Annotated in this window: 19 protein-coding genes and 1 tRNA gene; 17 read left to right on the top strand and 3 right to left on the bottom strand. The window is 36.2% G+C overall.

The features are described from left to right. Position 1: 1 nt before the first annotated feature. Genes LS66_RS00290 through LS66_RS00275 form a run of 4 tightly spaced genes read left to right on the top strand, consistent with a single transcriptional unit; the run spans position 2 to position 2,456 of the window. The gene (locus tag LS66_RS00290; RefSeq protein WP_011116117.1) at positions 2 to 550 is read left to right on the top strand and encodes a hypothetical protein; all 549 of its coding nucleotides are present in this window, start codon (positions 2 to 4) and stop codon (positions 548 to 550) included. Then, positions 543 to 1,124: a hypothetical protein gene (locus LS66_RS00285; RefSeq protein WP_011116118.1), complete on the top strand. Its 582-nt coding sequence runs from the start codon at positions 543 to 545 to the stop codon at positions 1,122 to 1,124. The genes LS66_RS00290 and LS66_RS00285 overlap by 8 nt, the downstream gene beginning before the upstream one ends. Before the next feature lie 9 nt (positions 1,125 to 1,133). Next, complete coding sequence (gene rsmH / locus LS66_RS00280) at positions 1,134 to 2,087, top strand: 16S rRNA (cytosine(1402)-N(4))-methyltransferase RsmH (protein WP_034365039.1); 954 nt, start codon at positions 1,134 to 1,136, stop codon at positions 2,085 to 2,087. Continuing rightward, positions 2,088 to 2,456, top strand: coding sequence for a hypothetical protein (locus LS66_RS00275; RefSeq protein WP_011116120.1), 369 nt, complete (start codon positions 2,088 to 2,090; stop codon positions 2,454 to 2,456). 14 nt (positions 2,457 to 2,470) lie between these two features. Here the strand turns inward: LS66_RS00275 and LS66_RS00270 are convergent. Continuing rightward, positions 2,471 to 2,561 (bottom strand) — tRNA-Ser (locus LS66_RS00270). A 164-nt stretch (positions 2,562 to 2,725) separates the two neighbouring features. On the opposite strand from LS66_RS00270, the gene fabD reads away from it, so the two are divergent. From fabD to LS66_RS00245, 5 genes are read left to right on the top strand one after another with little or no spacing between them, the layout of a single operon-like run. Beyond that, the gene (fabD, locus tag LS66_RS00265; RefSeq protein WP_034365035.1) at positions 2,726 to 3,661 is read left to right on the top strand and encodes an ACP S-malonyltransferase; all 936 of its coding nucleotides are present in this window, start codon (positions 2,726 to 2,728) and stop codon (positions 3,659 to 3,661) included. 14 nt (positions 3,662 to 3,675) lie between these two features. Beyond that, positions 3,676 to 4,374, top strand: coding sequence for a 5'-methylthioadenosine/adenosylhomocysteine nucleosidase (locus LS66_RS00260; protein WP_034365032.1), 699 nt, complete (start codon positions 3,676 to 3,678; stop codon positions 4,372 to 4,374). An 11-nt stretch (positions 4,375 to 4,385) separates the two neighbouring features. Next, a complete protein-coding gene (locus LS66_RS00255; protein ID WP_011116124.1) occupies positions 4,386 to 4,904 on the top strand; it encodes a histidine phosphatase family protein in 519 nt (172 codons plus the stop codon). A gap of 9 nt (positions 4,905 to 4,913) precedes the next feature. Then, complete coding sequence (locus LS66_RS00250; RefSeq protein WP_052057261.1) at positions 4,914 to 5,384, top strand: prepilin-type N-terminal cleavage/methylation domain-containing protein; 471 nt, start codon at positions 4,914 to 4,916, stop codon at positions 5,382 to 5,384. Further along, positions 5,371 to 5,796, top strand: coding sequence for a hypothetical protein (locus LS66_RS00245; protein WP_034365030.1), 426 nt, complete (start codon positions 5,371 to 5,373; stop codon positions 5,794 to 5,796). The genes LS66_RS00250 and LS66_RS00245 overlap by 14 nt, the downstream gene beginning before the upstream one ends. Here the strand turns inward: LS66_RS00245 and LS66_RS00240 are convergent. Continuing rightward, on the bottom strand, positions 5,785 to 6,636 hold the full coding sequence (locus LS66_RS00240) for a TIGR02757 family protein (RefSeq protein ID WP_201273629.1): 852 nt from the start codon (positions 6,634 to 6,636) through the stop codon (positions 5,785 to 5,787). The two genes, LS66_RS00245 and LS66_RS00240, sit on opposite strands and share 12 nt — an antisense overlap. A gap of 70 nt (positions 6,637 to 6,706) precedes the next feature. Here LS66_RS00240 and LS66_RS00235 point away from each other — a divergent pair, with 70 nt between their 5' ends. The 8 genes from LS66_RS00235 to LS66_RS00200 all read left to right on the top strand — a co-directional run bounded on the left by LS66_RS00235 (position 6,707) and on the right by LS66_RS00200 (position 13,015). Then, on the top strand, positions 6,707 to 8,062 hold the full coding sequence (locus LS66_RS00235) for a TolC family protein (protein ID WP_011116127.1): 1,356 nt from the start codon (positions 6,707 to 6,709) through the stop codon (positions 8,060 to 8,062). A 21-nt stretch (positions 8,063 to 8,083) separates the two neighbouring features. Then, positions 8,084 to 9,058 carry an HlyD family secretion protein gene (locus tag LS66_RS00230; protein WP_011116128.1) on the top strand — a complete coding sequence of 325 codons (975 nt, stop codon included), beginning with the start codon at positions 8,084 to 8,086 and terminating at the stop codon, positions 9,056 to 9,058. Between the two features lie 69 nt (positions 9,059 to 9,127). After that, positions 9,128 to 9,316 (top strand): 50S ribosomal protein L28, encoded by a 189-nt coding sequence (gene rpmB / locus LS66_RS00225; RefSeq protein WP_011116129.1) that lies wholly within the window; start codon positions 9,128 to 9,130, stop codon positions 9,314 to 9,316. A 17-nt stretch (positions 9,317 to 9,333) separates the two neighbouring features. After that, positions 9,334 to 10,461 carry a TrkA family potassium uptake protein gene (locus LS66_RS00220; protein WP_011116130.1) on the top strand — a complete coding sequence of 376 codons (1,128 nt, stop codon included), beginning with the start codon at positions 9,334 to 9,336 and terminating at the stop codon, positions 10,459 to 10,461. Beyond that, a complete protein-coding gene (argJ, locus tag LS66_RS00215) occupies positions 10,454 to 11,668 on the top strand; it encodes a bifunctional glutamate N-acetyltransferase/amino-acid acetyltransferase ArgJ (protein WP_034365019.1) in 1,215 nt (404 codons plus the stop codon). Before LS66_RS00220 ends, argJ begins: the two co-directional genes overlap by 8 nt. 115 nt (positions 11,669 to 11,783) lie before the next feature. Next, the gene (locus LS66_RS00210; RefSeq protein ID WP_011116132.1) at positions 11,784 to 12,005 is read left to right on the top strand and encodes a YdcH family protein; all 222 of its coding nucleotides are present in this window, start codon (positions 11,784 to 11,786) and stop codon (positions 12,003 to 12,005) included. 202 nt (positions 12,006 to 12,207) lie between these two features. Continuing rightward, positions 12,208 to 12,789: a hypothetical protein gene (locus LS66_RS00205; protein WP_236096948.1), complete on the top strand. Its 582-nt coding sequence runs from the start codon at positions 12,208 to 12,210 to the stop codon at positions 12,787 to 12,789. Between the two features lie 13 nt (positions 12,790 to 12,802). Next, a complete protein-coding gene (locus LS66_RS00200) occupies positions 12,803 to 13,015 on the top strand; it encodes a hypothetical protein (protein WP_034365015.1) in 213 nt (70 codons plus the stop codon). Between the two features lie 82 nt (positions 13,016 to 13,097). Here the strand turns inward: LS66_RS00200 and LS66_RS00195 are convergent, their stop codons facing one another. Further along, positions 13,098 to 14,465: an NFACT family protein gene (locus LS66_RS00195; RefSeq protein ID WP_034365012.1), complete on the bottom strand. Its 1,368-nt coding sequence runs from the start codon at positions 14,463 to 14,465 to the stop codon at positions 13,098 to 13,100. Between the last annotated feature and the right edge of the window lies 1 nt (position 14,466).

Genomic DNA, 14,466 nt, shown 5'->3' with positions numbered 1-14,466 from the left:
TATGGCTTATAGTTTCATACGCCCTAAACCTAAGAGTATTTTTAAACGTTATACAAAAATTTGGTTTGTATATAGTATATTGGCTGTGGTATGTATTTGTGGTTTTGCAAAGGTATTGGAAAAGCAAATTATTGCTAAAATCAATGAACAAACTCATATTGAGGAAAATATTCAAAACATCAAGCTTAAAACTATTGTAATTAAGGACTATATAGAGCGACTAGATTATGAAATAACAATGGGCGAGAATATACAAACACAAAATAAAATGCTTAAAGATGGGTTATCAAATCTTCTTAAACTCATTCCAGACCAAATCACAGCTAAAAGTATAGAGTTAAATTATAATTCTCTTATAATGAAAGGTTTAACACCTTCAAAGGAAGTCTATAAATTTCTTTTGGAAGCTCCTTTGCGTGCAATTTTTACGCAGGTAAGAGTAGAATTTTATCCTCTTGTAAGCGGGTGGTTTAATTTTGTTGCTGTGAGCAAGGCGAATCCTACACTTAAACCTCTTAAAAATGACAAAAAGGAGCAAAGTGATGAATAGCGATTTTCGTTTAGAATTTGCGCTTAAAAACTTTGTGTGGTTTTTGGTATTTGCAGCCATTTGTGTTTTTTGTGTGAGCAAGATTCTTTTGCCTCAAATTAATGAATATAAAAAACAAGCTCTTGAGAGTAAAAAATCAAAAATTGCTTTTAACCAAATCAATAAAGATTATCAAGCTATAGAAGCACAACTTAAAACACTCTCTATCCAACATTATAAGATGCTCTTAAGCCTTCATAATCAAGGCGATGAAGCAAAACTACAAGCTTTATTGCAAGATTATTTCACAGAAGTAGAAGTAAAAAAGCTCAATACCACGCGCGAACAAGATATTCTTGATACAAGATACCAAGTTATCGGTTATGCACCTACTACACAGAGTATTGAAGATTTTATTTTATGGGCAAATACAATGCCTTATTTTGCGCGTGTAGAGTTGCCGCTTAAAATGGAACTTGATGAGAAAAGCAAACAAATTTATTTTGTGATAGTGATAAGTTTAAAAAATTCAGATTATAAAGAACATCAAATTATTCTTGAGAACCATTTGCGATTTGATTATTTCAAGCCTTAATAGAGTATAATGAAACATTATTCAGTTTTAAAAAATGAAATGATACAGGCTTTGGATTGTTTGAGAGAAGATTCTATCTTGATTGATTGCACTTTGGGCTTTGGAGGGCATACTCTTGGGGCATTGCAGGCTTATCCAAATATTGAAGTTTATGCTTTTGATAAAGATATATATGCACTTAATCTTGCCAAAGAGCGATTAAAACCTTATTTGCAAAACATTCATTTTTGTCATAATGCTTTTTCTCAATTTTTAGACATTGTGCCAAATGTGGTATTGCCTCGTGTAAGGGGCATTATTGCTGATATTGGTGTAAGCTCTATGCAGCTTGATGAAACGCAACGTGGCTTTAGCTTTGTCTCTTCCACGCTTGATATGCGTATGGATACACGAGCAGACTTGAATGCTACAAAAGTGATTAATACTTATTCGCCTATTCGTTTAGAAGAGATTTTCAGAATCTATGGAGAAGTGCGCCAGAGTAAAAAACTCGCAGAGATTATTGCATACGAACGCAAGAAAAAGCCTTTTAGCTCTTGCTTAGAATTAAGTACACTTATTGAGCAACATTTTCCTCGTGTTGGAGGTATACATCCAGCGACACTAGCTTTTCAGGCACTACGCATTGAGGTTAATGATGAACTAGGCGAGCTTAAGCGATTGCTCCATAACATAGAACTTGCTTTTGATGAGGGCAAAATTGCATCTTGTAGGGTAGGAATCATCTCTTTTCATTCTCTAGAAGATAGAATCATTAAGCAATGTTTTAAACAATGGAGCAAATCGTGCATTTGCGCAGAAGAAAGTTTAAGGTGCGAGTGTGGCAATAATCACGCTAAAGGGCAGATTCTTACTAAGAAGCCAATTATCCCAACCCCACAAGAGATAGCGCAAAATAAGCGTTCTCGTAGCGCAAAATTAAGAATTTTTGAATTAAAGAGTTCTAAAGATAAAGGAGTATAAATGAATAGTGAAAATTATAAAACTATGCGTCTTGATGATATTATTCTTCCTAAATCGCGTGTGAGCGAATGGGAAAAAGAAGAGATTGCAAATGCCATTCAAAGCGAAGATGGTAAAAAAGAAAATAGTTTTTCAAAGAAAAATACACAAGGCTTGGGTTGGTATGAACTTAAAGTTGCTGGTTATATTATGCTTTTTGTGCTGATAATAAGCGTGCCAAAAATCTACCTCTCTAGCAATATTTATTATTTAAGCAAAGAGATTGCAAATCTTCAAACCCAGTATGCTATGCTTATTGATGAAAATAGGCGATTAAAACACGATGTAGAGAGTTTGCGTTATAAATTTTTGATTCTTAATGAATTTTAGATTCTGTAAAGAGGTGGCGGACAGGGAGGGATTCGAACCCTCGATAACCTTGCGGCTATGCATCCTTAGCAGGGATGTGGTTTCAGCCAACTCACCCACCTGTCCATATAAAAAAAGAACGCTATTGTAGGGGAAAAATGATAAAACTACACTTAACGCCACTTAAAGGATAGGCAAAGTGAAAATAAAATTTTCATAGATACCAAAAGACAAATAAAGCAAAGTAATGTTAGAATCCTCTCTTTTCATTTTAGGCTTAAAGGATTATGATGAAATACGCATTTATTTTTCCCGGACAAGGCTCCCAAAAAATAGGTATGGGCAAGGAATTTTATGATAACTTTGCTGTGGCAAAAGAGCTTTTTGAGGAAGCATCTGATAGTTTGGGTTTAGATATGAAACATCTTCTTTTTGAAGAAAATGATAAACTTAACCTTACATTATATACTCAGCCAGCAATTTTTCTTGTCAGTGCTATTGCTCATAGTGTTTTTCAAAGCGAATGTCCATTAATGCCAAAAGTGGCTATGGGGCACTCTCTTGGTGAAGTAAGTGCAGTAGTATTATCTGAAGGTATGAGTTTTTCACAAGGGATAAAACTTACACATAAGCGTGGAGAGCTTATGACACAGGCGTGTGAAGGCAAAGATGCAGGAATGATGGTTATTGTAGGCGTGGAGGATAAAAAACTTGAGGATTTTTCGCAAGAAGCACAAAAAAATGGTAAAAGCATTTGGTGTGCAAACTATAATGGCAATGGACAAGTTGTACTTGCAGGGTGTAAAAAAGACTTAAGTGAAGCAGAATCTACCCTTAAAGCACTTGGTGCAAAGCGGGTACTTTTGCTTCCTATGTCGGTTGCTAGCCATTGTCCTATGCTAGAATCAGCTCTACCAGCTTTCACACAGCTTTTAGATGAAAGCTTGAATGAGCATCTAAGCACACCTATTCTTTCAAATGCTACACTTGAAACTTATAATATAAAGGCACAAGCAAAATCATTACTAAGCAAACAGCTTACACACCCTGTGCTTTATAAGCAATCTATTCTTAAGCTTAATGATGAGGTTGATGCTTTTATTGAATTTGGTAATGGCAGTGTATTGCGGGGATTAAATAAGCGCTTAAGCACTCTACCTACTTGGAATATTGAGAATCTTGCAAGCTTGAAGGAATGTATTGATAGCATTAAGGGTGGAGTTTAAATAAAGGAGTATCTATGACGCTTGGTATTATTGGGGCAATGATTGAAGAGATTACACCTTTGCTTGAGCTCTTTGGTGATTATAAGGGCAGACAAGTGGGCGGTAATACTTATTATGAAATTCAAAGAGGTGAACACAAAATTTTTGTTGCTTATAGCAAAATTGGCAAAGTTCATTCCGCTTTGACATCAAGCACAATGATTTTACATTTTGGTTGCGAGAAAATTATTTTTAGTGGTGTAGCAGGCGGTTTGAGTGCAGATTTGAAAGTGGGTGATTTAATATTGGGGCAAAAACTTTGTCAATATGATGTAGATATTAGTGCATTTGGACACCCATTGGGTTTTATTCCTGAGAGCAAAATTTTTATAGAATCTGATGCTACACTCAATAGCATTGCACGTGAGATTGCAAAGAATCAAGGCATTAAACTTAAAGAAGGCACTATTGCATCAGGTGATGCTTTTATAGCTGATTCTCAAAAAAAGCAGTGGATTATCCAGCATTTTGGAGCTGATGCAGTAGAAATGGAAGGAGCATCTGTAGCTGTAGTATGCGATTTGCTTGCTGTGCCATTTTGTATTTTACGCTCCATTAGTGATAGTGCTGATGGAAACGCCGATGTAAGCTTTGATGAATTTTTGGTAAGCTCGGCAAAACGCAGTGCTGATTTTGTAATGATGATGTGTGAAATGATTTTAGCCCACAAATAAAGGAGCATTTTATGAAAACAATTACTCTTTTGCGCCACGCCGATACAATAAGTAGGGAAGAATACCGACTCAACAATAAAAAAGATAAAAGTGATATTTTTCGTCCATTAAGTAAGCTTGGTAAAACTCAAAGTAAGCATATAGCACATTTAGCTGCACAACATTTGCACTTTGATGTCATTTTTTGCTCACCTGCTAAACGCACACAGCAAACGCTTAAACCCTTAAGCAAATATGTGCGTTCGGATTCTATAATTCTGTGTGATGAGATTCTTCCTGATTGCGGACTTGAGGGATATATGAAGCTTATAGAAAAAAAATCATTTCAAAAAGCACAAAATGCGCTTATTGTAGGACATCAACCTGATTTAAAGAGTTTTGCAACTTATCTTTGTCCTTCATTTCGTGCACTTGTCCCTAAGGGCGTATTGATGAGGTTTATACTTCATTCTGGCAGCAATGGACTTGAAGGACAAGGTGTAATTGATTTTATTTTGCCACCCTTTATGCTTGAAGATTTTAAAAAATAAGGAATAAGTATGAGATATGCTCACTATATACGCACAAAGTGTGGAGCATTTAGTATGATGGAGCTTGTATTTGTTATCATTATACTTGGGATTCTTGCCGCCATTGCGTTGCCACGACTTTCACTCACACGTTCTGATGCTCAACTTATTGCAGTGGAAAATGATATTATTGGAGCGCTTAATGCAATTCAGCGCGAAGTTTTTAGTCAAAATATTGAACCCTCTACTCTTGATGGAGTAAAAATGCTTGAACTTGCTGGCCTTAGTCATTCGCGCTGGATAGCACAAAATAATGGTGTGCGACTTGCCAAAAATGGTGTGCTTGATACACAAAATGATTGCATAACGCTTATGCAAGAAAATGGTAAAATTATCTTTTTTATTCAACCCAAAGCAGATTCTACTTTATGCACCAAATTACTTGAGCGACATAAGATGAGGCGAGAAGTGCCGCTTAGCACCTCAAATGCAATTTTCTAACAGAGGAGCATTTAGCTCATTTGAAATATTATGTGTCATTATTATCATCGCCATTATTATGAGTGTAGGGGTGCGATATATGGGGCATATTGCACATAAACAATGTATCTCTCGCCTTAAATCTCAACTTGCCCATACGCAAAATGCTTTGAGTATGTATTATGCAGATGCTTTTATTCGTGCAGATGTGATAGATTATACTCAAGCACAAAGTATTTTAAAGCATTTGGAGAAAAGCAATACTTCAAAGTGTGCTTTTAGTGTGCAAGGAAGCAAGATTATTGCCCATATTGGTATAGAATATCTTACTTTTACACTTGAGCCGCCTACCCTTGAAAAAAATCCTAAAATTTCTTGCAAACTTTCCTCGGCTCTTTGCAAAGATTTTAGTGATAGGATATTAGATAAATAAATCCTCACATATATCTTGTTTGCTTTGTCCTATGCGATAGAGGGCAAAATCATAGCGCACAGGGTCATTTTCACAATAAGTTGCAAGAGTATCAGTGGCTTGCAGTGCGCTTTGTAAATCATAACTTTTGCGTTTTAGAATCTTAAGCTTAAGGCAAAGTTTAAAAGTATGAGTATCAAGAGGCAATATTAAGTGTGAAGTTGGTATATGCTCTTGCCAACAACCAATATCAATCTCATCTTTGCGCACAAGCCATCGTAGGAGCATATTCCAACGTTTTAATGCACAAGCACCAGTGGGAAATGCGCCATAAGTATTTATATGGACGCTATAAGATGTGCCAAATGCAAAATGCAACCCTTTACTTTTAGCATCTTTACATAAAAAAGAATAAAGAGCATCAATACAATGATAAATACTATAAAGAATGTGTGCGTGGTTTTTATTTGCACTTTGATGCCAAAGTGCAAAATGTGCAGGAGGATTTTTATAAGCTTTAAGAAAATATGTGAGCAAACCACCATTTTCAAGCATACAAGCCACAGATTCAAATATATTTTGAATATCTGCACTTGTTTGAAATCTATAATAAGGAAATGTCGCATTGCGTATTTTTGTGCGAGAGTGCAAAAGTGAGAAGTCAAGTTTTTGGAGCATCTGCACGATTGCTTTTGCATTTCCATAAGAGAGAAGTGCACATATAAGAGCAATTTCTGCAAAATAAGGCGTGTGTTGGTATTTTTTTGCCACAAGTAAAGGGTCTGGATTTTGCGCATTTATCTCTTGAGAAGTATTTTTAAGCATATAGTGAGCATCAAGCATTGCCTTAAGCTTTTTCACGATATTCCTTTATCGTTGGTATTTTTGCGCTAATATAGATTCTAACGCAATTTCGATAAAGAGGCAAATAATGAAAAAATGGATATTCTTGTTTGTGGGGGTAGCTTTGAATACTCTACAAGCAGAGTATTTGGAATTAGAGAGTGCCTATAAGCAAGTTTTACAAAATAATGATGGATTAAAATCTACGCAGAGTGCAGTTGATAAACAAGAAAAGCTCAAGAATGCAACCAAAATGCTTTACCTCCCTCAAGTCTCACTTGATGCATTTTATATACATTTGCAATCACCGATGAATACACATCTTTTTAATGCTTCTGAACTTGGGAATCTTGGTGGCATTGGCGGTATTGCCCCCTTGCTCGCACGACCTATCACTCTACAAGATCAAAATATTATCTTTGGTGCACTTAATATTATGTATCCGCTTTTTACAGGTGGTAAGCGGCATTTTGCTAATAAACTTTCTGACATTGCCTTTGATGATGCACTTCTTACCCTTAAACTCAAAGAGTTAAGCCTTTTTGAAGATTGTGCAAAACTTTATTATGGTGTGGTATTAGCCCATCAGATTCTTGATACACTCCAAGATGCAAATGAGGGACATCTCACGCATTATAAAAATGCACAAAAACTGCAAGAAAAAGGGCAAATTGCACGTTTAGAAACACTCCAAGCCCAAGTAAATTATGATAAATCAACGATTGAAGTGCAAAAAGCAAGCGATAATCTCAATATTGCCGTTATGGCATTTAATGCAATGTTGAATAGAGAATATAATGCACCTTTCGAATTAACACCAAACATTGATATTAAACAAGATGCGATATTACAAAATGTGGATTATTTTGTAAATAAAACACTTGAAGTCTATCCAGCCTTGCATATAATGGATAATCAAGTTAAATCTACGCACGAACTTTCGCATATTGAATTTTCTTCATTTTTACCAGAAATAGGAGCTTTTGGAAGTTATATGCTCAATGATAATAGCTCCTTGCTTGATAAAGCTATGCCAAATTGGTATGTGGGTATAGGTGCAAGGTGGTCTCTTCTTTCGCCTAATGGGAGAATCCAGAAATATCAAGCAAGCAAAATAGCTTCTATTCAAGCGGAGTTCGCTACTTCACAAGCTAGAAAAGATTTAAAAACGCTCTGTGAAAAAACTTATAATGAAGTCCTTTCATATAAATCACAATATTTTAGTCTTGATTCTTCGGTTGAGCTTGCCAAAGAGAATCTAAAATTGCGTCAGAAGGCATTTTTGCAAGGTATGAGCACAAGCACAGAAGTAAGTGATGCGCAAAATGCTCTCTCACTTGTTCTTATTGAGCGCCAGAGTGTAGCATATAGCTATGCAATTTCACTTGCGCGACTTCTTGCTTTAAGCGGAGAGGTGGAAAGATTCTATGGATTTTTTAATTAAGCAAAAAATGGGAGAGAAGATATGAAAATAAATATCAAGCTTGTAGCATTAGTCGTTATAGCTTTGGCATTTTTATTGTGGCTCGTGGTAAGCTTTAGTCGTGCTTATGAGCCAAAGGAAAATAGAATCTACGCCCAAGTGCAAGCACGTGAATACGCTATTAGCTCTAAGGTTGCAGGACGAGTGGAAAATATCTTTGTTAAAAAAGGAGATATGCTTAAAAAGGGTGATTTGGTATATAGTATTGATTCTCCAGAGTTGCAAGCTAAGCTTGAACAAGCAAAAGCTGGGTATCAAGCAGCAAAAGCTCTAAGCACAGAGACGAAGCAAGGCGCAAGAGTGGAGACTATCCAATCAGCAAAAGATGTTTGGCAAGGTGCTAAAACAATGGCGAACCTTGCTAAAAGCACTTATGAACGCATAGAATCCCTTTATAAAGATGGTGTAGTGAGCCAACAAAGGCGTGATGAAGCATATGCAAACTACACTACTGCCAAGCATAATGAAAATGTAACCTATCAACAATACAAAATTGCTCTTGATGGCGCAAGTGCCGAGACAAAAATAGCTGCACAAGCCAAAGAGGATGCGGCAGCCGGACAAGTAAATGAAGTTGAAAGCTATGCTAAAGATACTCAAGCTATTGCACCAACAAATGGAGAGGTAAGCAATGTTTTACTGCACGAAGGTGAGCTTGCACCTAGTGGATTCCCTGTGGCATTGATGATTGATATGAATGATGCGTGGATTGTCTTTCATCTTCCCGAATATCGTTTAAAAGATTTTACTAAAGGTGCGACTTTTGAAGCATTTATCCCCGCTTTGGATAAAAGAGCAGAATTTAGAGTAGAATTTGTCTCTGTTATGGGAGATTTTGCTACTTGGAGAGCCACAAGTGCGTCTAAAGGTTATGATGTGAAAACATTTGAAGTTGAAGCATATCCTACCACTCCTATTGAGGGCTTACGCGTAGGTATGAGCGTGCTTATTGATTAGTTTAAGGTAGTTTTGGGGTAATTTTTACTAAAATGCATAGCTTATTTAATTTTATAAAAAAGGTCTGTTATGGCAAGAAAATGTTTTTTCACAGGTAAGGGTCCTATGGTTGGAAACAATGTAAGTCACGCAAATAACAAAACAAAAAAGCGTTCTTTGCCTAATCTTCGCAGTATTCGACTTAAACTTGAAGATGGAACAAGTGTAAGAGTAAAAGTTGCTGCTTCCACATTGCGAACGATAAAAAAATATTCTTAAACTGAGCTTTATCTATCTTGTTTGCAAGATTTAAGAAATTTCTTCACTGGGGCAATACCCCGAAACCAGACATTTCTTTAGCTGGTGAGCTCTACGAGCAGCTCAAACCCTTTAGACTTCCGCTTATTCTTGTTCAATTTTTTCTTCTTTTTGGCACATTAGGGTATTTAGCATTAGAAGATTATGATTTAATGCAGGCATTTTTTCAAACTTCTTATACTTTTACAAATACAGGATTTGGCTCATTAAAAGAAAATGAATTTAGCACAATCACTATTTTTTTCACCGTCATTTTAATGGTGTGTGGAGCGGGAGTTGTAACTTTTAGCGTGGCATTTATTATGAGTGTGGTGAATAATGGCACTCTTATTAGATTAATTAAGGAGCAAAAAATGGTATATAAAATTGCGCGTTTGCAAAATCATTATGTGATTTGCTATCACAATGAATTTACTACTGAACTTGCCCAGCAGTTTTTAGAAGCTCATATTCCCTTTGTCGTGGTGGATAATTCTCCTGATTTTGAAGTCCAAGCCCAAAAGCATAAGTATCCTTATTACATTATTGATGACCCACATACGCATATAGCTATGCTCAAATCTCACCTCTCAAGTGCAAAAGGTATCATAAGCTTTTCTAAGAATCCTGCGGATAATATTACTATGGTGGTGAGTGCACGTATCTTTGAAGAAGAGCTAAGAAGAAAGCCTTATTATATTATCGCTAACGCTAATTCTCAAGAAGAGAGCAAAAAGCTTAAAAAAATAGGCTGTGATGCCGTAATTTCTGCCTCTAAGCTTATGGCACAGAGAATCTCTGCAATGGCAGTGCGTCCTGATATGGAGAATCTCCTTGAGCGGTTTTTATATCAACGTGATACGCCGCTTGATTTGGAAGAAATTATCGTGCCACGTTATTCGTGGCTTGTGCTAAGAAAGCTTAAAGAAGCACATTTCCGCGATGTTACAAATGTATCTGTGGTGGGACTAACGCAAAAAGATGGCGTTTATATCACTATGCCAAATGGTAATACAATTGTTTCAAGCGAATGCAAACTCCTTGTGATTGGCACAAGTGAAAATATTCGTGCTACCAAACGTTTGATTATGAAAAAGCAAAAACCAAGAGAGGTTGATTATGTTTGAGATTATTCCTATTAAAGGTGGTGTCAATGCGCCACAAGGATTCTACGCAGATGGTGTAAGTGCGGGATTAAAGCCTCCACTTCCTAATGGTGCTCCCGCACTTGATGTAGCATTTTTATATAGTGAAGATGTGCTCAAGCCCTTTACACTTTTTACGAGTAATCGTTTTCAAGCAGCTCCCATAACGCATTTTAAACACTTTATAAAAGGCAAAGAGAGTAATTTCGTGCTTATTAATACCAAAAATGCAAATGCGATGACAGGAGAGAGAGGGGTGCAAGATGTGTGCGATATTTTATCATCACTTACGCAAAAATTTCCCTTTATACAAAACCCTATAATGTCAAGCACAGGCGTTATCGGGCAGTATCTCCCTAAAGAGAAAATAATTGCTTCTTTTGCCTCCTTTGATTTTAATGCTAAGTGTGAAAATGCTCACACTCGTGCTGCCGATGCAATACGCACGACAGATGCTTTTAGTAAAGAAATCGCATTAAGGGTTCGACTTGATAATGGTGAGAGCTTTTGTATTGGGGCTATGGCAAAGGGAGCAGGTATGATACAACCTGCTCTTGCAACTATGCTTTGTTTTATCACAACTGATGCACTTGTGCCTCAAAATGAAGGTGATAGAATCTTGCGTGAATGCGCCAAGACAAGCTTTAATGCTATTAGTGTAGATGGCGATATGAGCACGAATGATTCCGTATTTTTGTTTGCCAATGGACGCAGTGGGGTATATAATGAAGCGGCTTTCAAAGAAGCATTGAAAATGATTATGCACAAACTTGCTACTGATATGGTAAGAGATGGCGAAGGTTCTACTAAGCTTGTAGCCTTTGAAGTGTGTGGCGCAAGAGATGAATCACAAGCTATATGTGCTGCAAAAGCCCTTACAAATTCACTTTTGGTAAAAACTGCTATTTATGGGGAAGATCCAAATTGGGGGAGAATTGCCTCAACAATCGGTGCAAGTGGTGTAGAATGCAATGAGGAAAGTTTGAGAATCGCCTTTGATTCTGTGGTAGTATTTGATAAGGGGCAGATATGTTTTGATAAAGAGAATGAAGCAAGGGCAGCGGCTGTAATGAAACAAGAAAGTTTTAGAATCACTTGTGATTTGGGCATAGGTGAGGGACATTTTGTCGCTTATGGTTGTGATTTGGGCTATCGCTATATAGATATTAATGCTGATTATAGAAGCTAGATTCTGTTGTATTGTTGGAGATTTTAAAAAGTAGTATGATTTTAGAGTAAAAAAATGCGCTATTATTGAAAATATTCTATAATAAAGTATTGAATTTGCCCCAAAGGAGTAGAAGATGTTTCACGAATATAGAGATGAGGTTACTGCGCTCAAAACAAGTGATGCGCATTTTGCAAAGATTTTTGATGAGCATAATGAGCTTGATGATAGAATTAAAAAGATTGAAGATGGCGAGGAACTTATGAGTGATATGGAGCTTGAGGTGCTCAAAAAACAAAAGCTTCGCCTCAAAGATGAAGCCTATGCAATGATTTTAGAATATCGCAAATCCCATTAGTTTTATTATCTTTGTTGCTCTCTTTGCTTGAAATACTCTATATGATAATGAGATTTAAAGAGAATTATTGTTATCCCAACAAAGGCTATAAATAAACTTGTATAATCGAGGAATTGGAGGTAAAGGCGGAATGAGGAGTAAAGAAAAAGAAAGAATAATAATATTGTTACTATATAGCTTTATTGGGTGTTATGCTTTGAGTATGCCAATAAAAGAGAATGCAAATATTGTATTACTAGATTCTGTATTGGAAAATCTTATTAATAAAGCTACACTGGATTCCCTAAACAATTTAACACAAGAGGAATGCGAAAAGCTGCAATATACTTATAATGCGAACTTGCAAGATTCGCAGAATAATGATAAGACTTATAGTGAAGAGCAAAGTTGCTACTATGTTGCAATATGGAATCTTAAAGCCACTACTGCGGAACTTATAGCTAAAAAACACATAGCCACTGATATGAATTCGCTAAATTCTATTCTGCATTACAAAATCATTGCTTTTTTAAGCACCACAAATTTACAAACCTTGCGTGATACACTAGGCTTTGAAGTAACCTATCATTTACAAGATGTTATCAACGTATGCAATCGTCTTGATGGTTTGGAGTTTGAGGCAAGTTGTAATTTGTATATGCAGATTTTTGATGATTTAGCACGATATGTAACACAAGAACAGAATCTACCACAAAAGGCAATTCAAGACTACCAAAGAACTTTTGAGCAAATCACACAAACTGCTCTTGATAACATAGAACAAGAATTGCCTGATATGCCGTAGCATAAGGAATACAATGCTCCTAGCAGATAATTTTAGAAATGTTATTACGATGATGTTATTTGGTAATAAAAATAAGAATCAAGAAATACCAATACCAAAAGATTCGCAAGGTAAAGTATTAGGGAATGGCTATCTCTACACAGATGTATTAGAATCTAAGAGAGATAATCCAACAATCAAACCATTTCAAAAAGACACTCAATATAGAATTACAAGCACAAGATGAAGAATCTCAAAGAGTGTTAATATTCTCTAGCATATGGCATAAGTTGGGTTGTAGTGGTCTATTTCATCTATAAAAACAATCCCTATGGATATTTATATTTTATACTTTTATGCTTGGCATAAGTTACTTGTGCATTCTGCGCGGGTTTGACAAATCGCCGCTTGGTATAATCCACTACAAAATCACCACCACCTTTACGCACTGCATATAGCCCTACAAGAATCTCCACACTTTTTTCAATCACGGCATTTGTGGGCATTGTTTTCCCACAATGTATGATTAAATGTGCACTTGGCACATCTTTAATATGAAACCACAAATCATCAGCCTTTGCAGATTCTAAAAGTCGTTGATTTTCCTTTGCATTGCGTCCTACACTAATTTTGAATCCCTCAATAAAAAAACTCTCTATATCCTTTGTTTGCGTAGATTTATCTTTGGTTTTGGGCTTTTTATCTTGAGTGGCAAATATATTACTTAACTCATCGCATTGCTCTATAAGTGCAATTTTATCAGAGAGAAAATCAATCTTATCTTGGAGATTCTCTATTTGTTTATGGAGATGTTGAGCTTTTTTATGGTATTTTTTGCTTTGAGTGAAATACCAATTTCCAGCTTCTTGTAAATCTCTAGCAAAAGCAGGAAGTTCAATCTCTAGCACTCCGCCATCAAAATCTTGCAAGGATAAATGCGATGAGGTGATTTTATGCGTTGGCAAAAGATGCAATGAGCCAAAAAGCACTTCACCATAGTGTGCGTATTGCTTTGCAGATGCTAAAAGCTCATCATATTTTGGCAGAGTATGAAGCATCTGCAGGAGATTCTCTTTTTTTGTGTGCAGGGATTTAAGCAAAGCTTGTTTTTTGGTATTGTGAGATTGGCAATATCTCTCCACATATGCACGATGAAGCAAGTCGAGCGTTTGACTAAGTGAGGGGATTTCCTGTGGAAATGGCTTTTTGGAGGGTTGAGGTAGAGGTTGAAGCACTTTGCCTACACGCACTTCACGCCACGATTTACTAAGTGGAATGTGTCGCAATGCTTCAAGAACTACAAAGCTTTCATCACATATTATGACATTTGTATGCTTTCCTGTAAATTCACATATGAGCCAAAAATATTGGAGTTTGTAGTGCCCCTTTTGGCTTATGAGAATCTGTAAGATTCTATTTTCTCCATCTACGCGCACTTGTTCTATTTTCGCATAAGTAGCACAACGAGCAAGTTTATTATCAAATGGGGCTTTAAACTCTTGCGTATTGAGTATTTCTTGCTCATTTATAAATGCACCACTTTGAGAGCGCGTCATATCAAAATAGATTCTATGTTTATTGCCTTGTTTATCTTGGCAGAGGAGCATAAAGAGGTTTATTTCTTTGCGTTTAAAACATAAGATGTTTTCCATATTTTGCAGATATGTGCTTATACCCTTTAATAATGCGAGATTCAAT

Origin of the sequence: Helicobacter sp. MIT 03-1614 (genome assembly GCF_000762925.2) — a bacterium.
Lineage (GTDB): Bacteria > Campylobacterota > Campylobacteria > Campylobacterales > Helicobacteraceae > Helicobacter_C > Helicobacter_C hepaticus.
Note: the sequence above shows the minus strand (reverse complement) of the source record. Positions and strands in the feature narration are given on the sequence as shown.